This window comes from Mycobacterium europaeum, from assembly GCF_002102155.1.
Lineage (GTDB): Bacteria > Actinomycetota > Actinomycetes > Mycobacteriales > Mycobacteriaceae > Mycobacterium > Mycobacterium europaeum.
In genome coordinates, this window is the sequence record NZ_LQOU01000016.1 from 173,253 (window position 1) to 193,202 (window position 19,950).

The window sequence follows — 19,950 nt, forward strand, 5'->3', positions numbered from 1 at the left end:
CGCTAGCGCCCGTCGATCGCGACGTACAGGTCGGGCGGCAGGCCCAACCCCGCGGCCAGCGCTTCCGGAAGCGCTTGCACGGCGACCGGGCTCAGGCCGCCGGCAACGGTGACCGAGAGGGTCTGGAACGGTCCGGGAAGGCCGGTGGCGTAACCGAAGTCGACGAATGGCCGGATGAAGGGCTGCAGCAGGTCGGCCAGCGGGTTGCCCAGGATCGGGATCATGCGCAAAGGGTCCAGCAGCGGCAGGTTCTGCGTGGGAATCAGGTAGTAGGTGGTCACGCCGATGTGCGTCTGGATGGCCGTGGCGATCTGCGCCGCGCTCAACGTCGGATAGCTGCCGTGCAGGTAGGGGAAACCCAACAGGGCATTGAGGTCGGCCGGGATGTTGAAGATCGACCGCGGGAAGTAGGCGATGGGGTCGTACTGCAGCGTGTAGATGGCGGTCTGGTAGAGGGTGTCCACCGGGGTCACCACGTGAAACGCCCCGAAGCCGGGGATGAAGTGCGTCAGGATGCCGGTGCCCGGAACGTTCGGGTCGGAGAGCAACACGAACGAGAGCAGGTCCGAACTCGGCCGGATGGCGGCGGGCAAGGCGTCCAGATAGCGCATTTCCAGGGTGGCGATGGTGGCGCTTTGCGAATAGCCCAGCACGACAACGTGATTGCCCGCGCCGGTTTCGGTCAGGATCGCGTTGTTCAGTATCGTCACACCCTCTCGGACTGACTGGCCGAAGGTTTGGCTCGTGAGCCCGGTGACGGGCCAGAAGTCCTCCGGCGTAGTCAGCCCCACCGGGCTGTAGCCGGGGTAATGCGGGGCGATGTAGGTGCTGTAGACCGAGGTCACGTAGGTGGGGGTGGGTTGCGGGTTCCCCGTGCCGCCCATGATCAACGCCACGTTGGTCGACGTCGTCGTCGTCGGGGCGCTCTGCACCTGGCTTGCCACGCTCAGGCTTCCGGTCATCGTCTGCTGCGCGGGCAGCGCCGGCGCCAGTTGCGTGGCGGCCGCGTTGGAGGCCTCGGCCTGCGCGTACGAATCGCTGCTGTTGACCAGCGTTTGCACGAATTGTTGATGAAACGCCTCCGCGCGGGCGGCGATCTCTTGATAGCGCTGGCCGTACGTGGCGAACAGCGACGCGGTGCGGACGGACACCGCATCCGCGGCCGGCGGGAACACCGCGGTCGTCGGGGTCGCCGCCGCGGCGTCCGCGGCGGCGATCGCCGAACCGATTCCCTGCAGGTCGCCGGCGGCCGCCGTCAACGTGTCCGGGGCGGTGATCACAAACGACATCGCGCCGCCGCCTGATTAGCCGACCACCGGGCGCGCCAACACAGCGGAGCGGGGCGCCTCCGCCGCCGGGGTGAGACCACCCAGGCCGCGTCCGGCCGTGCTCACCGGGGGCTTGAACGGCACCCTCGGCAGGCTGGCCGTCACCTGACCCACCCCGGCGGGGGTCGGCCCGGCAACCGGAGCGGATGGCGTCGACGCCTGCACCTCGGTGGCCCAACTCGGTGGAACCGACAGCGCCCCAACGGAATCCGCCCTGCCCACATTCGCCAACACCGCGGGGGCGCCCAGCTGCGACGGGCTCGTCGACCCGACGGTCGAACCGGCGGACGCCAAGACCGAACCCATCGACGGCATGCCGCCGACGGCACCGCTCATCAACGGATTGGCGCCACCCATGAACTGGCCCATGAGCTGACTCACCACCATGCTCATGGGTTGCATCGCGAACTCGCCGCTCATCGAGAGCATGTCCAGCGGCGACAGCCCCGGGGCCGACGACGGCGAGAGGCCGAACGACTGAAACAGCGACGACATCAGCTGGGCGTCCGACATCACCGATTGCGTCTGGGTCGCCGCCGACGCCGCGGCGCCCTGGACGGCGTCCAGGGCTTGCGGGGCGCCGCCGACGCTGCCGGGCGGTTCGGTCAAGGACGGCAGCTGGGCGCCCGCCGCCAGCGTGCCGGCATCGTAGGCGGACATCGCGGCGGCGTCCTGGGCCCACATCTCGGCATAGTGCGCCTCGGTGGCCATGATCGCCGGGGTGTTCTGGCCGAAGAAGTTCGTCGCGACCAGGGCGGCCAACTGAGCGCGGTTGGCGGCGATCACGGGCGGCGGCACCGTCATCGCGAACGCCGCCTCGTAGGCGGCCGCCGCGGCCATCGCCTGGGTCGACACCTGCTCGGCCTGCAGCGCGGTGGCGGCCAACCAGGTGACGAAGGGGCTGGCCGCCGCCGCCATCGCCACGGCCGACGGACCCAGCCACGGCCCGCTCGTCAGCGCCGAGATCACCGTCGCATAGGAGGACGCCGCCCAACCCAACTCGGCCGCCAGCCCGGCCCACGCGCCGGCGGCGGCCAGCACCGAGCCCGCGCCGGGACCGGCATACATGAGACCTGAATTGATCTCGGGCGGCAGCAACCCAAAATCCGGCACCATCCCGACCCCTCCTCCAGGTCGACGGCCGCCGTTCCGCAACCAGCCGGCCCCGCTACTACACGTCCCGTCCGCTCGAAGATGTGAGCGAAGTAACGAAAAAGTGTCTAGCAAGGCGCCGATTTCGCGGCCTAGGGTCTATCGGCCCTTTGTGAGTCCGCGGCGGGAAAATCCGTCTCCGGGCCCCCACTAGACTGGGGCGACAACGGTTGAAGGAGATCAGCAGTGGACACCGCCGCGTCACCCAACGGCAGCGGACGGACCGGGACCGCGCGCGTCAAGCGCGGCATGGCCGAGATGCTCAAGGGCGGCGTCATCATGGACGTCGTCACGCCGGAGCAGGCCCGCATCGCCGAGGGCGCCGGCGCCGTCGCGGTGATGGCCCTGGAACGGGTGCCCGCCGACATCCGCGCCCAGGGTGGGGTGTCCCGGATGAGCGACCCCGACATGATCGAGGGCATCATCGCCGCGGTGACCATCCCGGTGATGGCCAAGGTCCGCATCGGGCATTTCGTCGAGGCGCAGATCCTGCAGAGCCTCGGCGTGGACTACATCGACGAGTCCGAGGTGTTGACCCCCGCGGACTACACCCACCACATCGACAAGTGGAAGTTCACCGTGCCGTTCGTGTGCGGCGCGACCAACCTGGGCGAGGCGCTGCGGCGCATCAGCGAGGGCGCGGCCATGATCCGGTCCAAGGGTGAGGCGGGCACCGGAGACGTCTCCAACGCGACCACGCACATGCGGGCGATCGGTGGCGAGATCCGCCGGCTGACCTCGCTGTCGGAAGACGAATTGTTCGTCGCCGCAAAGGAATTGCAGGCGCCCTACGATCTCGTCGTCGAGGTGGCCCGGGCCGGCAAGCTGCCCGTCACCCTGTTCACCGCCGGCGGCATCGCTACCCCCGCCGACGCGGCCATGATGATGCAACTGGGCGCCGAGGGCGTCTTCGTCGGCTCCGGGATCTTCAAGTCCGGCGATCCCGCGCGGCGCGCCGCCGCGATCGTCAAGGCCACCACGTTCTACGACGACCCCGACGTGCTGGCCAAGGTGTCGCGCGGCCTCGGCGAGCCGATGGTGGGCATCAACGTCGAACAGATCGCGCAGCCCCACCGGCTGGCCGAACGCGGCTGGTAAGCCGGGGGCTATTGGTGGCGATCGAAGAGATCCTCGATCTCGAGCAACTCGAGGTCGACATCTACCGTGGTCGGGTGTTCAGCCCGGAGTCGGGATATTTCCAGCGCACCTTCGGCGGCCACGTCGCCGGCCAGTCGCTGGTCTCGGCGGTGCGCACCGTGGACCCGCGGTACCAGGTGCACTCGCTGCACGGCTACTTCCTGCGGCCCGGCGACGCCGACCAGCCCACCGTCTTCATCGTCGAACGCACCCGCGACGGCGGATCGTTCGCCACCCGGCGGGTCAACGCGATCCAGCACGGGCAGATCATCTTCAGCATGGGGGCGTCCTTCCAGGCCGACCAGGAGGGCATCCACCACCAGGACGTCATGCCCGCCGCGCCGCCACCCGACGGGCTGCCCGGCCTGGACTCGATCAAGGTGTTCGACGACGCGGGGTTCAAGCAGTTCGAGGAGTGGGACGTCTGCATCGTGCCGCGCGACCAGCTGCGGCTGTCGCCCGGCAAGGCCTCCCAGCAGCAGGTGTGGTTTCGCCACCGCGACCCGCTGCCGGACGATCCCGTGCTGCACATCTGCGCCCTGGCCTACATGAGCGACCTCACGCTGCTGGGATCGGCGCAGGTCAACCACCTCGACGTGCGCGAGCATCTGCAAGTCGCGTCGCTGGACCACGCGATGTGGTTCATGCGGGCGTTCCGGGCCGACGAGTGGCTGCTCTACGACCAGTCGTCGCCGTCGGCCAGCGGCGGTCGCTCGCTGTGCCAGGGCAAGATCTTCACCCAGTCCGGCGAGATGGTGGCGGCGGTCATGCAGGAGGGGCTGACCCGCTTTCCCCGCGGATTCCGGTCGTGAGCGCTCCCCGAATCGGGGTGCTGGCGCTGCAGGGTGACACCCGCGAGCACCTGGCCGCGCTGGGCGAAGCCGGGGCGGAGTCGATGCCGGTGCGGCGCCGCGGCGAGCTGGAGAACGTCGACGGGCTGGTCATTCCCGGTGGGGAGTCCACCACCATGAGCCACCTGCTGCTCGACCTCGACCTGCTGGAGCCGCTGCGCGGGCTGCTCGCCGACGGGCTGCCCGCCTACGGCGCGTGCGCCGGCATGATCCTGCTGGCCAGCGAGATCCTGGACGCAGGCGCGGGCGGCCGGGAGGCGCTGCCCCTGCGGGCGATCGATATGACGGTGCGCCGCAACGCCTTTGGGCGTCAGGTCGATTCGTTCGAGGGCGACATCCCGTTCGCCGGTCTGGACGGTCCCGTGCGCGCGGTGTTCATCCGCGCCCCGTGGGTCGAGCGCGCCGGCGCCGACGTGCAGGTGCTGGCCGAAGCGTCGGGGCACGCGGTCGCGGTGCGGCAGGGCGCCAAGCTGGCGACGGCGTTTCACCCCGAGATGACCGGCGACCGCCGCGTCCACCGGCTCTTCGTCGACATCGTCAACGGCGTCGCCTGACCCCCACCGGTCACACCGGCACCAACTTTCGGGGGGTGTTGTGCTCACCGAACGTGATAGCGCGGGCGATATCACGTTCGCGACGGCGCATATGCCCGGGATCCTGTGACGGCTGGGGCGGCCGGGCCGCAAGGGGAGCGGACCGTCGGGCGGCCCCGAGCGTGCACGTAGACTCGTCTGGCGAACTTTTCGAAGACAGAAGAGGTAAGAGACACCGATGAGCGGCCATTCCAAGTGGGCCACCACCAAGCACCAGAAGGCCGTCAAGGACGCGCGCCGGGGCAAGGAATTCGCCCGGCTGATCAAGAACATCGAAGTCGCCGCCCGCACCGGCGGCGGGGACCCGGCGGGCAACCCGACGCTGTATGACGCCATCCAGAAGGCGAAGAAGACCTCGGTGCCCAACGACAACATCGAGCGCGCCCGGAAGCGCGGCGCCGGCGAGGAGGCCGGCGGCGCCGACTACCAGACGATCATGTACGAGGGCTACGGCCCCAACGGCGTGGCGGTGCTGATCGAATGCCTGACGGACAACCGCAACCGGGCCGCCGGCGAGGTCCGGGTGGCGGTGACCCGCAACGGCGGCACGATGGCCGATCCGGGCTCGGTGTCGTATCTCTTCAGCCGCAAGGGTGTGGTCACGTGCGAGAAGAACGGCCTGACCGAGGACGACCTGCTGGCCGCCGTGCTGGACGCGGGCGCCGAGGACGTCAACGACCTGGGTGAAAGCTTCGAAATCATCTCGGAGCCAACCGATCTGGTGGCCGTGCGAACGGCTCTGCAGGAGGCCGGCATCGACTACGAATCCGCCGAGGCCAGCTTCCAGCCTTCGGTCAGCGTGCCGGTGGACGTCGACGGCGCCCGCAAAGTGTTCAAACTCGTCGACGCCCTGGAAGACAGCGACGACGTGCAGAACGTGTGGACCAACGTCGACTTGACCGACGAAGTTCTGGCCGCCCTCGACGAGGACTAGTCGTAACCGTGCCGCATGTCCTCGACGATGCGCGGATTGTCCAGCGTCGAGGGCTCGAGCGGGCGGGGCCGGGTGTCGTCGGGAAACACCGTGGCGGCGTCGAGGACGTGCTGGTTGAGGAAGCGCAGCGGAGGCGCGCTGGGCGGCACGACGGGCGTCGGGGCGCTGTCCCCGCGGCGCGCCAGCGCGAAACCCCAGTCGCCGAACGTCGGCACGTACACGTGGTAGGGCGTCACCGCGTAGCCGGCCGCGCGGATTGACGCGGCGGTCCGCCAGAACGCGGTCTGCGTCGAGAACGGGCTGCCGGACTGCACGACCATGAGCCCGCCGGCGGCCAGCGCGTGCCCGACGAGCGCGTAGAACTCCGTCGAGTACAGCCGGCCCAAAACCGGGGTGTCCGGGTCGGGAAGGTCGACGATCGCGGCGTCGAAGCCCCCGGCCGGGACGACGTCCGGGTGCGGTGCGCGCAGCCAGCGCATGGCGTCGTCGATCACCACCTTGACCCGCGGGCTGTCCAGCGAACCGCCGTTGGCCGCGCGCATGGTGGTGCGGGCCAGCTGGATCACCGCGGGGTCCAATTCCACCTGCACGATGTCGGTGATGCCCGGCTGCCGCAGCAGTTCGCGGGCGACCAGGCCGTCGCCGCCCCCGAGCACGAGGACCGATCGGGCGCCGGCCCCGAGCGCGGGGTAGACCAGGCTTTCGGTGTAGCGATACTCGTCGCGGGTGGAAAACTGCAGGCCCCCGTCGAGGTAGAGCCGCATGTCGTTCCCGCGCCGGGTCACCACGATCTCCTGATACGCCGAATGCCGGTAGGCGATGATCGGGTCGGCGTAGAGCCGCTGGCGGCTCGTCGTCTCGATGTCGGCCGACCGCGCCAGCAGCGTGGCCAGCAGCGCGAGCGCCGCGGCCAGCGCGCACAGCGCCGTCACCAGCTGCCTCCTCGAAACGAGCCGGCGCAGCACGAAGATCGCCACCACGGCCGCCGCCAGCAGGTTGACGACGCCGGTGGCCGCCGCACCCCGGATCATGCCCAGCTGCGGCAGCAGCAGGAACGGCCAGACCAGCCCGCCCAGCAACGCGCCGAGGTAGTCGGCGGCGTTGAGGTTGGCCAGGGTCCGCCCGGTGTCGGGAGCCTGGTCTTTTTCGGGACGTATCCGTCCCTGTTGCAGCATGGTCATCAGCAGCGGCACCTCGGCGCCGACCAGCCCGCCGATCAGGGCGGTGCCCACCGCCAGCATCCACATCGACTCGTCGTCGATGAAGGCGAACACCGTGTACAGCGCCGCGGCCGACAAGCCGCCGACGATGCTCAGCAGCACCTCCACCACGATGAACGCCATTGCCGCGTGCGCCAGCAGCGGCTTGACCACCAGGGCGCCCACGCCGAGCGCGGCGATGTAGCCCGCGACGATCAGCGACGTGGCGACGATGCCGCCGCCGTTGAGGCTCGCCGCCAGCGTGAGCAGCGCGAGCTCGTAGATGATGCCGGACGCCGCGCACGCCGCGACGGCGGCCAGCAGCACCGCCCTCCAGCGCGCCGAAGTTTCCGCGGGCCGGCGCACTTCCGGCGCCGGCAGATCGACCGACGTCATGACACGGCGGCGGCCGTGACACACCCCACCGCGAGCAGGATCAGCGCCACCGCGAACGATCCCGGATGCAGCTCCGGGTCGTCGACGTGCTCGTGGAAGCTGCCCGGGATCAGCAGATGCATTGCCACCAGCGCTATCCCGAGCAGGACCACGCCCATCAGCCCGTACACCGCGACGCCGACGAGTCCCTGGCCCAGCTGGCTGTAGCTGTTGGCGATGGCGGTGACGATGACGAGGGTCAGGGCGATGTACATCGCGCCCGCGATGACGACGGCGTTGGGGCGGCGGTCGATGAACACCAGCCGGCGCAGATTGCCCGGGGTCAACACGTCGACCGCGTAGAACCCGACGAGAAGTACGGCCATGCCGACACCGAAGTACAGGATCGTGGCGACGGCGCCTTTGAGGACGGGATTGAGGTCGACGGTGCCGATCTCGACGGCGAGGTACATTGTTCTCTCCTTTGTGGTGGTGGGCCGTCACTTGGTTCCGCCGGGGCCACCGGGCGTGCCCCCGGCGCCGCCCGAGGGGGAGCCGGGGGTGAAGCCGGGACCGAGGAAGATGAAGGCGCCGTGGCTGTATCCGGCGTTCAGGCCCTCCAGGCGGATGCTGCACGGGCGGTTGCCGTCGGGGCCGATGATCACGATGTTGTTGCTGTAGCGCAGGTACTCGTTGTTGCCGTTGGCGGCCCGGGCCTGGGGGGCCTGGTATTCGGCGAGCGTGTCGGCCACGTCCTCGGGGGAGCCGCTGCATTCGTAGCGCGTCCCGTCCGCGTCGTGGGCGTACTCGTGATAGTGGCCGGCGATGTAGGAGCCGATGTTCTTCTGCAGCAAGATGATTCCGGGCACCAGGCAGGCGACGGCGGCCACCGCGAGCGCGCCGGCGATCACCAACAGGCGGTTGCGGCTCACGGGCGCCATCGGCTCGCCGTGTGGACCACCATGCCGCCCGACGCCACCGGGCCGGCCGGATACAGGTGCCAGGTCTGCCAACGCCACCCGGCGCCGTCAGCCCGCGCGGCCAACGCGGTCAGCGCGGCGTCGTCGCCGGGGAAAGAGCCGCCGAGCCAACCCTTTTCGCGCGCGCACCGGTCACGAAGGTCGCCCGCAATGCGGCGGAAGGCGGGCTCGCCGTACGTGTCGGTGCGGGACCGCAGAGAGTAGCCGGCGGCGGCCGTGCGCTCCGGCAAATCCACGCCGTGACCGCGGGCCGTGCAGGACACCTCCTCGGAGAACCGGCCCGCGGGGTGCTCGACCGTGACGACGTGCGAGGCGCCCAGGACCCCGAGCAGCAGCGAGCCGCCGGCGGGGTGGGCCAGCAGGCAGGTCGCCAGCGGCGGCGGCGCGGGCGCGTTGAGCGCGAGCCCGAGGTTTTCTCCGGAAACGTCCGAAGGCGCTACGGCGAGCTGGTGAAGCGGCACCGACGCGCTCCTAGGGGGACGGGGAGGGCGGGGGCGCGGGATACACCGTCAGCTCGCCGGTCAGCACCGGTTTGCCGGTCGACACCTCCCAGGGCGTGCCCGGCGCCCACCGCTCGAACGAGAGCAGTGCGGACTCGTCGGAGTTCGCGCAGTCGACGAACTCCATCTCGCCACCCGCCGGCAGGCCCGTCGTGCCCTCGGTGGTGAACGAGGCGCGACCCCGCTCGGACTCGTGAAACGTCACCCCGTCGACGACCAGCTGGTCGCCCGGCTGCAGGCTGAGGTCCTTGCGGCTGACCCACATCGCCAGCTCGAGGCGCCCGTCGTCCTCCTCGACGCTGAACCAGATCGGCTGGTCGCCACCCTCGAGGAGGTGTTCCCACCACACGAACGGCCCCTCGCGGTACGTCACCGAGCCGCGCACGACGTAGTCGACGCCGCCATAGCTGACGATGGCGCCGGGGCCGAGTTGCCGGGGCCCGAACTGCGGCATCGCGTTGAACGAGAGGGGATCCTGGCGTCCGGGCGGGGGGCCCGCTTGCCTGGGCCGCCGCAAAGCGATGATCAGCACCACGATGGACGCGATGAACAGCACGATCGCGATCATGACCAGGAGTGATCCCACGCGAACCCTTCCGTTGCCGCCTTGCTTGAGCGAACGTGGGGTAAAGCTAACAGCTTTCTGGTGGGTTCGGCGTTTTTAACCTCGCGGCCCGGGAACGGGCGGCGCCGCCGCGTGTCCTGCGCGCAGCCGTCGGTCCCGGCCGCTAGGGTATCGAACAGCTGTTCTACAGGTGGGAGCGGGCAATGCGGGTGATGGGCGTCGACCCGGGGCTGACCCGATGCGGGCTGTCGGTCGTGGAAACCGGGCGCGGGCGCAGCGTGGTCGCGTTGGACGTCGACGTGGTGCGAACCGCGTCGGACGCGCCGCTGGCCAAGAGGCTGCTGGCGATCAGTGATGCCGTCGAGCATTGGCTGGCCACCCATCAACCGGACGTCGTGGCCATCGAGCGGGTGTTCTCCCAGCTGAACGTGTCCACGGTCATGGGCACCGCGCAGGCCGGCGGGGTCGTCGCGCTGGCGGCGGCCAAGCGCGGCGTCGACGTGCACTTCCACACCCCCAGCGAGGTCAAGGCCGCCGTCACCGGCAACGGCGCCGCGGACAAGGCCCAGGTCACCGCGATGGTCACCAAAATCCTCGCGCTGCAGGCCAAGCCGACGCCGGCCGACGCCGCGGACGCGCTGGCCCTGGCGATCTGTCATTGCTGGCGGGCGCCGATGATGGCCCGGATGGCCGCGGCCGAAGCGCTGGCCGCCCGGCAGCGGGACGCGTATCTGGCCCGGCTGAAGGCCGCCCGATGATCGCCTCGGTGCGCGGTGAGGTGCTCGAGGTGGCGCTCGATCACGCGGTGATCGAGGCCGCCGGCGTCGGCTACCGGGTGAACGCGACGCCGTCGACGCTGGCGACCTTGCGCACGGGCGCCGAGGCCCGGTTGATCACCGCGATGGTGGTGCGCGAGGACTCGATGACGCTGTACGGGTTCACCGACTCCGAGACCCGCGACCTGTTCCTGACGCTGCTGACGGTGTCGGGGGTCGGGCCCCGGCTGGCGATGGCGACGCTGGCGGTGCACGACGCCGCGGCGCTGCGGCAGGTGCTGCACGACAGCGATGTCGTCGCCCTGACCCGGGTTCCCGGCATCGGCAAACGCGGCGCCGAACGCATGGTGCTTGAGCTGCGGGACAAGGTCGGCGCCGCCGCGGCGGGTGCACCGGGCGGCGCGTCGATGGCCAACGGGCACGCGGTGCGGGGGCCGGTGGTGGAGGCCCTGGTCGGTCTGGGCTTCGCGGTCAAACAGGCCGAAGAGGCCACCGACAAGGTGCTGGCCGCCGATCGGGAGGCGACGACGTCCGGCGCCCTGCGCGCCGCCCTGTCGCTGCTGGGTAAGGCCAAATGAGCGACTACGACGAGGACTACGCGGATCGCGAGCTGTCCCCGGCGCTGTCCGTCGGGGAGGGCGACGTCGACGTCAGCCTCCGGCCGCGTTCGCTGCGGGAATTCATCGGCCAGCCGCGGGTGCGCGAACAGCTCCAGCTGGTGATCGAAGGGGCCAAGAATCGCGGCGGCACCCCGGATCACATCCTGCTGTCGGGGCCGCCCGGCCTGGGCAAGACGTCGCTGGCCATGATCATCGCCGCCGAGCTCGGGTCGTCGTTGCGGGTGACGTCCGGTCCGGCGCTGGAACGCGCCGGCGACCTGGCCGCCATGCTGTCCAACCTGGTCGAGCACGACGTGCTGTTCATCGACGAGATTCACCGCATCGCCCGCCCCGCGGAGGAGATGCTGTACCTGGCCATGGAGGACTTCCGGGTCGACGTGGTGGTCGGCAAGGGGCCGGGCGCGACGTCGATACCCCTGGATGTGGCGCCCTTCACCCTGGTCGGCGCCACCACCCGGTCCGGCGCGCTGACCGGCCCGCTGCGCGACCGGTTCGGCTTCACCGCGCACATGGATTTCTACGAGCCGGCCGAGCTGGAGCGGGTGCTGGCCCGCTCCGCTGGCATCCTGGGCATCGAGCTGGGCGCCGAGGCCGCCGAGGAGATCGCCCGCCGCTCGCGCGGGACGCCGCGCATCGCCAACCGGCTGCTGCGCCGGGTCCGGGACTTCGCCGAGGTCCGCGCCGACGGGGTGATCACCCGCGACGTCGCCAAGGCCGCGCTGGCGGTCTACGACGTCGACGAACTCGGCCTGGACCGGCTGGACCGGGCGGTGCTGTCGGCGCTGACCCGCAGCTTCGGCGGCGGGCCGGTCGGGGTGTCGACGCTGGCGGTGGCCGTCGGCGAGGAGGCCACCACCGTCGAGGAGGTGTGCGAGCCGTTCCTGGTCCGCGCCGGGATGGTCGCGCGGACGCCGCGCGGCCGGGTGGCCACCGCGCAGGCGTGGACGCACCTGGGCATGAGTCCGCCGGCGGGGGCGGCCGGCCTCGGTCAACCGGGCCTGTTCGACTAGCGAACCCGGATCATTACCAAATCGTGACCTGCCGGGTGAGCAAGCCCCCGACCGTTTGCCGACCGTGGACTTTGGCCAGCTCAGCCCCCCGCCACCACGGATAACCCGGCGCAGGACGCATGGGGGGCGCCGCCAACCGTCGCACAGCAAACACCTAGGTGCCCCGCGGTCGGTTATGCGCGGTCCCCGCCGGGTAACCAGCGTCACAGCAGCAATACCTGGTGAAGGAGATTCTGATGAGGACCACGCGCCACGACTATGAACGCCCTCGCGCGCTGTACATGCCACGCACCCGCGGCGCGCTGACCGGGCTACTCCTGATTCTGTTGGGTGCTTGGGGCGCATTGGTGCCGTTCTTCGGGCCCAACATCGACTGGTCCTACATGGCCGACCCGGCATGGACGTGGACGACGGCCAAGGGCTGGCTGGAAGTGCTCCCTGGCGCCGCCGCCGCGGTGGGCGGCCTGCTGGTGCTGTTCTCCGGCAACCGCGCGAACGCGGTGTTCGGCGGCTGGCTGGCGGTCGTCGGCGGCGCCTGGTTCATCGTCGGCCGCGCGTTCGCGCCGACCCTCGGCATCGGGGGCGTCGGTCAGCCGATGGCGGCGACGGACGCGAAACGCGCCCTGCTCGAGATCACCTACTTCACCGGACTGGGCGCGTTGATCGTGTTCCTGGGCGGGGCGGCCGTCGGGCGCCTGGCCGTTCGGCACGCGCGCGACCTCGTCGTAACGGAACCGGCGGTCGCGGCCGACGCCGTGCCGGCGGCCGGACCGGCCATGTACGACGAGACTCACGGCGTGACCCCGGCGCGGTCGGACCGGGTGGACGCCGAACACCGCGGGCGCGGCATCTTCGGCCGGCGCGCCGTCGGCGGCCTGTTCCACCGCCACCACCACGCCGGCGTGTAGCCGACGAGACACGGGAGAGGGCGCCGGCAGCGTTGGCTGCCGGCGCCCTCTTTTCGCGCCCGGCCCGTCCCGGCCGCCGCGGGTCGGTAGAGTCCACCGGCACGCCGAGCCATCCGGATGGTGACGCTGGCGCAGGCCTCGACCCACGAGGAGGAGCGATGCTCACGGCCGCCCTGATATTCGCCGCACTCGCGGCGTTATTGCATGTGTACATCTTCGTGATGGAATCGTTGACCTGGACGTCGCCGCGCACCCGCGCCACGTTCGGCACCACGGCCGAGGAGGCCGAGACCACCAAGCTGCTGGCCTTCAATCAAGGCTTCTACAACTTGTTCCTGGCGATCGTGAGCGGTGTGGGCATTGCCGCGATCGCGTTGCGGCACAACGCCGTTGGCACCACGCTGATTTTCGCCGGCGTCGGGCCGATGGCCGCGGCCGCGGTGGTGCTGCTGTTGTCGGCACCGGAGAAGGCGCGGGCGGCGGTCACCCAGGGCGCCTTTCCGGTCACCGCGATCGTGCTGTTGCTCCTCGCGCTCCACTAGTAACACCGGCCTCACCAGCCCCAACGGCCACGGACGGCGGTGGCTTTCGGCCGCCAGATGGGTTACGAGTAGAAACCGCCGGGTATCCATGGCGGGCCGGAAACAGGCCCGGTATTCAACGAGGGGATGTCATGAAATACGCAGAAGACGGCCAAACCCGCGGGCTGAGCATGCCGCGTTCGCGCGGCGCGGTCAGCGGATTGCTTCTGGTCATTCTGGGAGCTTGGGGGGCGTTAATACCGTTTGTCGGACCGCGCTTCAATTTCGCCTACACACCGGATCGGGAGTGGGCGTGGAGTACGGCTCGAGGGTGGCTCGAGGTCTTGCCGGGAGCCGCGACCGTGCTGGGCGGTCTCTTGTTGGTCGTCGCCGGAAACCGGGTGGCGGCGATGCTCGGCGGATGGCTGGCGGTGCTGGCCGGCGCATGGTTCGTCGTCGGTGGTCAGCTGGCGCCGCTGCTGGGCATCGGCTCCGCCGGTGACCCGGTCGCCGCCACGGAGCGCAAACACGCGGTGCTCGAGGTCAGCTACTTCTCCGGACTGGGCGCGCTGATCATCTTCGTCGGCGGCGTGGCGCTGGCGCGCACGGCGGTGCGCCTGGCGCGCGACGTGCAGCCGTTGGCGCCGGCGGAAGCCACGGCGGCGCCGAGTGTCGCGCCGTACCGGGAGCCGGTGTACGAGCCGGCCGAGGTGTCCTCGGGCGCGCTGACCAAGCCGCGCTCGGCGGCCGACCAGGAGCCGAAGCGGGGGTGGCGTCGGCAACGCTCGGCGTCGGGAGCCAATGCCGCGTACCTGCGCTGGCCGCACCCGCAGCAGTAACTCGCGAGAGAAAAGCAATCGCCCAGTCCCGCGCGGGACTGGGCGATTGTCGTCTGATGAGTTAGAGCAGTCCGAGCAGCTGCAGATCGGTGACGTACTTGACGATGATCGGCGCCGAGACGTGGGGGATGTCCTTGTCGGGGCCGATCTTCGCCTCCTGCACGGCGGCGCGGAAGCGGTCGGTGGGTGCCATCGATCCGTTGATCGGCTTCTCCGGCTGCTGGTAGTTGTGCAGCAGCGGCAGCAGCGAGTACTGGCGTTGCCGCTCGGGCATGGTTCGCATCGCCTGCTCGAATCGCCGCAGCCAGTCGCCGTAGTCGGCGACGCGCTGGATCCCGTAGCCGGCGTCGATCAGCCAGTCGACGTACTCGTCGAGACCGATGCCGTCGTCGTACGGGTTCATCACGTGGTACGTCCGGAAGCCCTCGCCGTTGTCGAGCACCTGCGTGCCCAGCGTGGAGATCGCCGCGGCGATGAACTCCACCGGCAGGCCGTCGTAGTGCGAACGCTGGCGGTTGCCCTCGGCGTCCAGTTCGTAGAACGAACCGGGCGCGACACCGGTGGCGACCAGGCTCAGCATCAGCCGGGTGAACATGTCCGGCAGGTTGAGCTGTCCCGCGTAGGTGGTGTCGGCCAGGATCATGTCGCAGCGGAACACCGCGACGGGCAGGCCGCACAGATCGTGCGCCTCGCGCAGCAGCACCTCGCCGGCCCACTTGCTGTTGCCGTAGCCGTTGGCGTAGTTGTCGTTGATCGCCCGGGTCGCGCTGACCTGGCGGATGTCGGCGTCCTCGACGAACTGGCCCGGCTTGATCTGGTCACCGACACCGATCGTCGACACGTAGGCGTACGGCTTCAGCTTGGTGGTCAGCGCGATGCGGATCAGCTCGGCGGTGCCCAGCGCGTTGGGGCCGAACAGCTCGCTGTAGGGCAGCACGTGGTTGACCAGGGCGGCGGGGTCGACGATCAGGTCGACGGTGTCCGCGAGCCGCTGCCAGGTCTGCTGATCGAGGCCGAGGTTGGCCTCGCCCTTGTCGCCGGCGATGACCTCCAGGCGGTCGGCGGCCAGTTCCCGGTAGTGCGCCAGCAGCTTCGGGTCCCCGCTGTCGAAGGTCTTGTCCAGCCTCGCCCGCGCCTCGTCGTCGGACTTGGCCCGCACCAGGGCGATCACCCTGCCGTCCACCAGGTCCATGCGCTCGAGCCATTCGAGCGCCAGGTAGCGGCCCAGGAAGCCGGTCGCGCCGGTCAACAGCACCGTGCGCACCTCGGCGGCGGGCTTGGGCAGGCTGGGCGCGGCGGCCAGCGTCTCGGCCTCGAGGAACTTGTCCAGCGTCAGGTCGCCGGCGTGCACCTCGGTGGCGTCCCGGCCGTGCACGGCGGCGAACGTGGGCCGCTTGGTGCCCTCGCGCTCGCCCTCGATGTAGCGGGCGATGGCCTGCAGGTCGCTGGCCGGGCTGACGATCACACCCACCGGGACGTCGATGTCGAAGATCTCGCGCAACAGGTTGCCGAAGGTCAACGCCGACAACGAGTCTCCGCCGAGATCGGTGAAGTGCGCGTCGGGGGTCAACTCGGTGCTCGCCGTGCCCAGCATGGCCGCGGCGGCCCGGCTCACGGTCTGCAGCACGGGCGCGTCGGCGCCGTTGCGGCGCAGTTCGGCCAGCTCGTTGGCCTGCCCCTCGGCGAGTTCGGCGTAGAGCTGCTCGAGCCGCTCGCCGTAGTGCTGCTTGAGCTTCGGCCACGCCAACTTCCGGATCCCGGTCAGCAGGCCGTTCTCCAGGCTGAACGGTGTGGTCTCGATGATGAAGTCGCGCGGCACCTCGTAGGACTGCAGGCCCGCCTGACGCGCGACGTTTTGCAGCGAGTCGGCGATCTTTCCCTTCAGCGTGTCGAGGTCCCAGCGGGCCAGGGCTTCCTCGGTCGGCACGACGACGGCCAGCAGGTAGGGCTGCGCGCTGTTGCCGTAGACGTAGATCTGGCGCACCAGCGGGCTGTTGCCGAACTCGGCCTCCAGCCTGGCCAGGGTCACGAACTCGCCCTGGGCCAGCTTCAGCACGTTGTTGCGGCGGTCGACATACACCAGCTTGTCGGGCGCGACCTCGGCGAACACGTCGCCGGTCCGGTAGTAGCCGTCCTCGTCGAACACGTTGGCCGTGGTCTCGGCCCGCTTGTAGTACCCGGGGAACATGTTCTCGGTCCGCAGCAACAGCTCACCGCGGGGGTGGGGCCGGTCGGTGCTGAAGTAACCCAGGTCGGGCACGTCGACCAACTTGTAGTCGATCACCGGCGGGCGCTGGATCTCGCCGTCGAACAGCACCATCCCGGCCTCGGTCGAGCCGTAGCCGTCCATCAGGTGCATCTCGAGCAGCGACTCGACCCAGGTGCGCAGGTCCGGGGAGGTGGGCGCCGAGCCCGTCATCGCGAAGATGAACCGCCCGCCCAGCAGGTACTGCCGCTGCTCGGCCAGCACCTCGGCGGCCACGGCCTCGCGATCGGCGCCGCCGGTCATGTGGCGCTCGACCCGGCGCTGGAATTCGCCGAACAGGGTCTCCCAGATGCGCGGCACGAAGTTCAGCTCGGTGGGCCGCACCAGCTCGAGGTCCTCCAGCAGCGTCGAGAGGTCGCTCTTGGCCGCGAAGTAGGCGGTCCCGCCGTTGCCGAGCGTGCCGTAGAGGATGCCCCGGCCCATGACGTGGCTCATCGGCATGAAGTTGAGGGTGATCGACGCGGCGCTTTCCCCGAACCAGTTCCTGCTGCCCCGGCGCCAGATCTTGGCGACGTTGCTCTGCGGGTACATCGCGCCCTTGGGGGCGCCGGTGCTGCCGGAGGTGTAGATCAGCAGGGCCAGCGGGTCGGCCTCCTCGCTGGTCGGCAGCGGCGCGTCCGGCAGCGCCTCGCCACGCTCGAGCACCTCGGTCAGCGTCTCCACCGCCACACCGGCGTCCGCCAGCCGCGCGCGGGCGGTTTCCAGCGCCTCGCGCTCGTCGTCGACCTCGGGGTGGTAGTCGAACGCCACCAGCTTCGCGGACCGGTGGCCGCTCAGGATCAGCTCGACGGCCTCGGGCAGCTGGTTGGCGCTGGCCGCGATGACCGTGGGTTCGGTCTCGGTCACGATCGGCTGCAGCGAGGTCAGCGACGCGCTGGTCTGCAGCGGAACCGAGACGGCGCTGATCGTCGCCAGCGCCATGTCGATGGTGGCGTAGTCCACGCTGTTGAAGCCCAGCACGCAGACCCGGTCACCGACCTGCACCTCGTTGCCGGCCCAGGCGCGGCCGAGCGCGGCGACCCGTTCGCCCAGCTGACGGTAGGTGATGGTCTCGAAGCGGGGGAGCAGCTCGAGGCGGGTGCGCCCGGTCGCGGGGTCCGCGACGAACTCCACCACCCGGTGCGCCAGCGCCGGGCGGTCGGCATACCCCTCGAGCACGGTCCGGATGACCTGCGGGAGTCGCAGCTCCGGGTTCCCGACGGCCGCTTCGACAGCCGGATCCGGGCGCGCGGCGGCGAACTGCGGGTCTGTTGCGGTGAGCACCTCGATGCGGCGCTCGAGGCGCTCGTCGTGATTCATGGTCGACATAAACAATTCCCTCGCAATGAAAAATAGTGAGTCAGTTTGGCGCCAATGCGCTGACGGATAGAACGTTAGCTAAAGTAACGGTATTCCACCATGGCCGCGCCCCGGCCGGTGTTGTGAGATTGGCCACGCCGAACGGTCGAATCCCCAGTTCTAGAGGTCGCCGAGCAGCCCGCCCAAGACGTCGAGCCCCTCGGTGAGCAGCTCGTCACCGATGGTCAACGGCGGCAGCAGCCGGATGATGTTGCCGAACATGCCGCAGGTCAACACGACGACCCCGGCCGCGTGGGCGGCGGCGGACAGCTTCCGGGTCAGCTCGGCGTCGGGCTCGGCGGTCCCCGACTTCACCAGCTCGATGGCGATCATGGCGCCCCGACCGCGCACATCGCCGATGCGGTCGTCGCCGGCCTGCAGACGCAACAGCGGTTCGGTGATCAGCCGTTCCAGCTGTCGGGCTCGCTCGATCAGTCCGTCACTCTCGATCGTGTCGATGGTGGCCAGTGCCGCCGCACAAGCGATGGGGTTGCCGCCGAATGTGCCCCCCAAACCGCCGGCGTGCGACGCATCCATGATCTGCGCGCGCCCGGTGACCGCCGACAGCGGCAGCCCGTCGGCGATGCCCTTGGCCGTGCAGATCAGGTCCGGCTCGATGCCTTCGTGCTCGCACGCGAACATCGCGCCGGTGCGCGCGAACCCCGTCTGTACCTCGTCGGCGATGAACACCACGTCGTTCTTGCGGCACCAATCGAGCAGGGCGGGCAGGAATCCCTCGGCAGGCACGATGAAACCGCCCTCGCCGGCGATCGGCTCGATGATGACGGCGGCCAGGCTGTCGGCGCCGACCTGGCTCTCGATCACGTCGATCGCCCGGGCGGCGGCCTTCTCCCCGTCGGTCGCCAGCTCCTTGTCGAGCAGCCCGTCCCGGTAGGGGTAGGACATCGGTGCCCGGTAGACCTCGGGGGCGAACGGACCGAAACCGCTCTTGTACGGCTTGGACTTGGCGGTCAGCGCCATCGCCAGGTTGGTGCGGCCGTGGTAGGCGTGGTTGAACGCCACGACGGCGGGCTTGCGGGTGTACGAGCGGGCGGCCTTGACGGCGTTCTCGACCGCCTCGGCGCCGGAGTTGAACAACACCGTGCGCTTCTCGCCGGAGCCCGGCGTGATCCGGTTGAGCTCCTCGGCGACGGCGACGTACTGCTCGTAGGGCACGACCATGAAGCACGTGTGGGTGAATTCGGCGACCTGGGCGCGCACCGCCTCCACCACCCGGGGCGCGGAGTTGCCGACGGTGGTCACCGCGATGCCGGAGGCCAGGTCGATGAGCCGGTTGCCGTCGACGTCTTCGATGATGCCGCCGGAGGCGCGCGCCACGAACACCGGTAACGAGACGTTCACCGCGTGCGACACCGCCGCCGCGCGGCGTTTGGTCAGTTCAAGCGAAGCGGGACCGGGGATTTCGGTGACCAGCTGGCGAGTCTGCTCGAGGCCGGCCACGATTTTCTCCTCCCCGCGGCGCGCCTGTCACGTCGCGACCCAAGCCTATCCGCCCGGGCGCCGGCGGGGCCCGCGTGCACCGCGGGGGTCGGGTGCGACCTGCGGCAATGGCACACTGGCCGTAACGAGGTGTGCGGTCCCGCGGGGTCGTCCCGGCGCGCACCCGATGACAACCGCCCGGCATGCCACTACGAAAAGACAGGCCCGTTCATGGAGAGTTTGATCCTGTTCCTGCCCTTCCTGCTGATCATGGGCGGGTTCATGTACTTCGCATCCCGGCGCCAGAAGCGCGCGATGCAGGCGACCATCGACCTGCACGAGTCGTTGCAGCCGGGCGACCGCGTGCACACGACGTCCGGCCTGGAGGCGACGATCGTGGCGATCACGGACGACACGGTCGACCTGGAGATCGCGCCCGGTGTGGTGACGACGTGGATGAAGTTGGCCATCCGCGACCGGATCCTGCCCGACGAGGAGGATCTGCCCGGCGCGGACGACTCCGACGACGTGGCGGAATTCGACGAGGGCCGGCTGCCCAAGGACTCCTGACGCGAATCCCGACCCGCCGCCGCGGCGGCGGACCGCTTGCGCGACGGG

General features: G+C 70.0%; 20 protein-coding genes. 11 read left to right on the plus strand and 9 right to left on the minus strand.

The window, feature by feature from the left end; all coding sequences use genetic code 11:
• Positions 1 to 2: 2 nt before the first annotated feature.
• Together AWC03_RS08950 and AWC03_RS08955 are read right to left on the minus strand one after the other, a co-directional pair.
• Complete coding sequence (locus AWC03_RS08950; protein ID WP_085240141.1) at positions 3 to 1,289, minus strand: PE family protein; 1,287 nt, start codon at positions 1,287 to 1,289, stop codon at positions 3 to 5.
• A 15-nt stretch (positions 1,290 to 1,304) separates the two neighbouring features.
• A complete protein-coding gene (locus AWC03_RS08955; RefSeq protein WP_085240142.1) occupies positions 1,305 to 2,444 on the minus strand; it encodes a PPE family protein in 1,140 nt (379 codons plus the stop codon).
• Between the two features lie 285 nt (positions 2,445 to 2,729).
• Between AWC03_RS08955 and pdxS the strand changes: the two genes are divergently transcribed.
• The 4 genes from pdxS to AWC03_RS08975 all read left to right on the plus strand — a co-directional run bounded on the left by pdxS (position 2,730) and on the right by AWC03_RS08975 (position 5,995).
• Positions 2,730 to 3,578 carry a pyridoxal 5'-phosphate synthase lyase subunit PdxS gene (pdxS, locus tag AWC03_RS08960; protein WP_244275537.1) on the plus strand — a complete coding sequence of 283 codons (849 nt, stop codon included), beginning with the start codon at positions 2,730 to 2,732 and terminating at the stop codon, positions 3,576 to 3,578.
• A 14-nt stretch (positions 3,579 to 3,592) separates the two neighbouring features.
• Positions 3,593 to 4,429 carry an acyl-CoA thioesterase II gene (tesB, locus tag AWC03_RS08965; protein ID WP_085240181.1) on the plus strand — a complete coding sequence of 279 codons (837 nt, stop codon included), beginning with the start codon at positions 3,593 to 3,595 and terminating at the stop codon, positions 4,427 to 4,429.
• Complete coding sequence (pdxT, locus tag AWC03_RS08970) at positions 4,426 to 5,022, plus strand: pyridoxal 5'-phosphate synthase glutaminase subunit PdxT (RefSeq protein ID WP_085240144.1); 597 nt, start codon at positions 4,426 to 4,428, stop codon at positions 5,020 to 5,022. The genes tesB and pdxT overlap by 4 nt, the downstream gene beginning before the upstream one ends.
• Positions 5,023 to 5,239: 217 nt before the next feature.
• A complete protein-coding gene (locus AWC03_RS08975; protein WP_085240145.1) occupies positions 5,240 to 5,995 on the plus strand; it encodes a YebC/PmpR family DNA-binding transcriptional regulator in 756 nt (251 codons plus the stop codon).
• Here the strand turns inward: AWC03_RS08975 and AWC03_RS08980 are convergent.
• Genes AWC03_RS08980 through AWC03_RS09000 form a run of 5 tightly spaced genes read right to left on the minus strand, consistent with a single transcriptional unit; the run spans position 5,992 to position 9,635 of the window.
• Positions 5,992 to 7,590 (minus strand): polyamine aminopropyltransferase, encoded by a 1,599-nt coding sequence (locus tag AWC03_RS08980; protein ID WP_085240182.1) that lies wholly within the window; start codon positions 7,588 to 7,590, stop codon positions 5,992 to 5,994. The two genes, AWC03_RS08975 and AWC03_RS08980, sit on opposite strands and share 4 nt — an antisense overlap.
• Positions 7,587 to 8,042 carry a DUF350 domain-containing protein gene (locus tag AWC03_RS08985; RefSeq protein WP_085240146.1) on the minus strand — a complete coding sequence of 152 codons (456 nt, stop codon included), beginning with the start codon at positions 8,040 to 8,042 and terminating at the stop codon, positions 7,587 to 7,589. The genes AWC03_RS08980 and AWC03_RS08985 overlap by 4 nt, the downstream gene beginning before the upstream one ends.
• Before the next feature lie 27 nt (positions 8,043 to 8,069).
• Positions 8,070 to 8,501 (minus strand): DUF4247 domain-containing protein, encoded by a 432-nt coding sequence (locus AWC03_RS08990; protein ID WP_085240183.1) that lies wholly within the window; start codon positions 8,499 to 8,501, stop codon positions 8,070 to 8,072.
• Positions 8,498 to 9,010 (minus strand): DUF2617 family protein, encoded by a 513-nt coding sequence (locus AWC03_RS08995; protein ID WP_085240147.1) that lies wholly within the window; start codon positions 9,008 to 9,010, stop codon positions 8,498 to 8,500. Before AWC03_RS08995 ends, AWC03_RS08990 begins: the two co-directional genes overlap by 4 nt.
• Positions 9,011 to 9,020: 10 nt before the next feature.
• Positions 9,021 to 9,635, minus strand: coding sequence for a DUF4178 domain-containing protein (locus AWC03_RS09000; RefSeq protein ID WP_085240148.1), 615 nt, complete (start codon positions 9,633 to 9,635; stop codon positions 9,021 to 9,023).
• A 182-nt stretch (positions 9,636 to 9,817) separates the two neighbouring features.
• Here AWC03_RS09000 and ruvC point away from each other — a divergent pair, with 182 nt between their 5' ends.
• The 6 genes from ruvC to AWC03_RS09030 all read left to right on the plus strand — a co-directional run bounded on the left by ruvC (position 9,818) and on the right by AWC03_RS09030 (position 14,288).
• Positions 9,818 to 10,372 (plus strand): crossover junction endodeoxyribonuclease RuvC, encoded by a 555-nt coding sequence (ruvC, locus tag AWC03_RS09005; protein WP_085240149.1) that lies wholly within the window; start codon positions 9,818 to 9,820, stop codon positions 10,370 to 10,372.
• Positions 10,369 to 10,968, plus strand: coding sequence for a Holliday junction branch migration protein RuvA (gene ruvA / locus AWC03_RS09010; RefSeq protein ID WP_085240150.1), 600 nt, complete (start codon positions 10,369 to 10,371; stop codon positions 10,966 to 10,968). The genes ruvC and ruvA overlap by 4 nt, the downstream gene beginning before the upstream one ends.
• On the plus strand, positions 10,965 to 12,020 hold the full coding sequence (ruvB, locus tag AWC03_RS09015; RefSeq protein WP_085240151.1) for a Holliday junction branch migration DNA helicase RuvB: 1,056 nt from the start codon (positions 10,965 to 10,967) through the stop codon (positions 12,018 to 12,020). Before ruvA ends, ruvB begins: the two co-directional genes overlap by 4 nt.
• A 236-nt stretch (positions 12,021 to 12,256) precedes the next feature.
• Positions 12,257 to 12,928 carry a hypothetical protein gene (locus AWC03_RS09020; RefSeq protein WP_085240184.1) on the plus strand — a complete coding sequence of 224 codons (672 nt, stop codon included), beginning with the start codon at positions 12,257 to 12,259 and terminating at the stop codon, positions 12,926 to 12,928.
• 158 nt (positions 12,929 to 13,086) lie between these two features.
• Positions 13,087 to 13,470: a DUF1304 domain-containing protein gene (locus AWC03_RS09025; protein WP_085240152.1), complete on the plus strand. Its 384-nt coding sequence runs from the start codon at positions 13,087 to 13,089 to the stop codon at positions 13,468 to 13,470.
• 131 nt (positions 13,471 to 13,601) lie between these two features.
• Positions 13,602 to 14,288: a hypothetical protein gene (locus tag AWC03_RS09030; RefSeq protein WP_085240153.1), complete on the plus strand. Its 687-nt coding sequence runs from the start codon at positions 13,602 to 13,604 to the stop codon at positions 14,286 to 14,288.
• 61 nt (positions 14,289 to 14,349) lie between these two features.
• On the opposite strand, the gene car is transcribed toward AWC03_RS09030, so the two are convergent.
• Both car and gabT read right to left on the minus strand, forming a co-directional pair.
• Complete coding sequence (gene car, locus AWC03_RS09035) at positions 14,350 to 17,862, minus strand: carboxylic acid reductase (RefSeq protein ID WP_085240154.1); 3,513 nt, start codon at positions 17,860 to 17,862, stop codon at positions 14,350 to 14,352.
• A 150-nt stretch (positions 17,863 to 18,012) separates the two neighbouring features.
• Positions 18,013 to 19,353 (minus strand): 4-aminobutyrate--2-oxoglutarate transaminase, encoded by a 1,341-nt coding sequence (gabT, locus tag AWC03_RS09040; RefSeq protein ID WP_085240155.1) that lies wholly within the window; start codon positions 19,351 to 19,353, stop codon positions 18,013 to 18,015.
• 210 nt (positions 19,354 to 19,563) lie between these two features.
• Here gabT and yajC point away from each other — a divergent pair, with 210 nt between their 5' ends.
• Positions 19,564 to 19,902, plus strand: coding sequence for a preprotein translocase subunit YajC (gene yajC / locus AWC03_RS09045; protein ID WP_085240156.1), 339 nt, complete (start codon positions 19,564 to 19,566; stop codon positions 19,900 to 19,902).
• The last annotated feature ends 48 nt before the right edge of the window (positions 19,903 to 19,950 follow it).

Excerpts from the sequence above, each read along its gene's own strand:
- AWC03_RS08950 (WP_085240141.1), bottom strand. The coding sequence starts at position 1,289 with ATGTCGTTTGTGATCACCGCCCCGGACACGTTGACGGCGGCCGCCGGC.
- AWC03_RS08955 (WP_085240142.1), bottom strand. The coding sequence starts at position 2,444 with ATGGTGCCGGATTTTGGGTTGCTGCCGCCCGAGATCAATTCAGGTCTC.
- pdxS (WP_244275537.1), top strand. The coding sequence starts at position 2,730 with ATGGCCGAGATGCTCAAGGGCGGCGTCATCATGGACGTCGTCACGCCG.
- AWC03_RS08975 (WP_085240145.1), top strand. The coding sequence starts at position 5,240 with ATGAGCGGCCATTCCAAGTGGGCCACCACCAAGCACCAGAAGGCCGTC.
- AWC03_RS08980 (WP_085240182.1), bottom strand. The coding sequence starts at position 7,590 with ATGACGTCGGTCGATCTGCCGGCGCCGGAAGTGCGCCGGCCCGCGGAA.
- AWC03_RS08985 (WP_085240146.1), bottom strand. The coding sequence starts at position 8,042 with ATGTACCTCGCCGTCGAGATCGGCACCGTCGACCTCAATCCCGTCCTC.
- ruvC (WP_085240149.1), top strand. The coding sequence starts at position 9,818 with ATGCGGGTGATGGGCGTCGACCCGGGGCTGACCCGATGCGGGCTGTCG.
- ruvA (WP_085240150.1), top strand. The coding sequence starts at position 10,369 with ATGATCGCCTCGGTGCGCGGTGAGGTGCTCGAGGTGGCGCTCGATCAC.
- ruvB (WP_085240151.1), top strand. The coding sequence starts at position 10,965 with ATGAGCGACTACGACGAGGACTACGCGGATCGCGAGCTGTCCCCGGCG.
- AWC03_RS09020 (WP_085240184.1), top strand. The coding sequence starts at position 12,257 with ATGAGGACCACGCGCCACGACTATGAACGCCCTCGCGCGCTGTACATG.
- AWC03_RS09025 (WP_085240152.1), top strand. The coding sequence starts at position 13,087 with ATGCTCACGGCCGCCCTGATATTCGCCGCACTCGCGGCGTTATTGCAT.
- AWC03_RS09030 (WP_085240153.1), top strand. The coding sequence starts at position 13,602 with ATGAAATACGCAGAAGACGGCCAAACCCGCGGGCTGAGCATGCCGCGT.
- car (WP_085240154.1), bottom strand. The coding sequence starts at position 17,862 with ATGTCGACCATGAATCACGACGAGCGCCTCGAGCGCCGCATCGAGGTG.
- yajC (WP_085240156.1), top strand. The coding sequence starts at position 19,564 with ATGGAGAGTTTGATCCTGTTCCTGCCCTTCCTGCTGATCATGGGCGGG.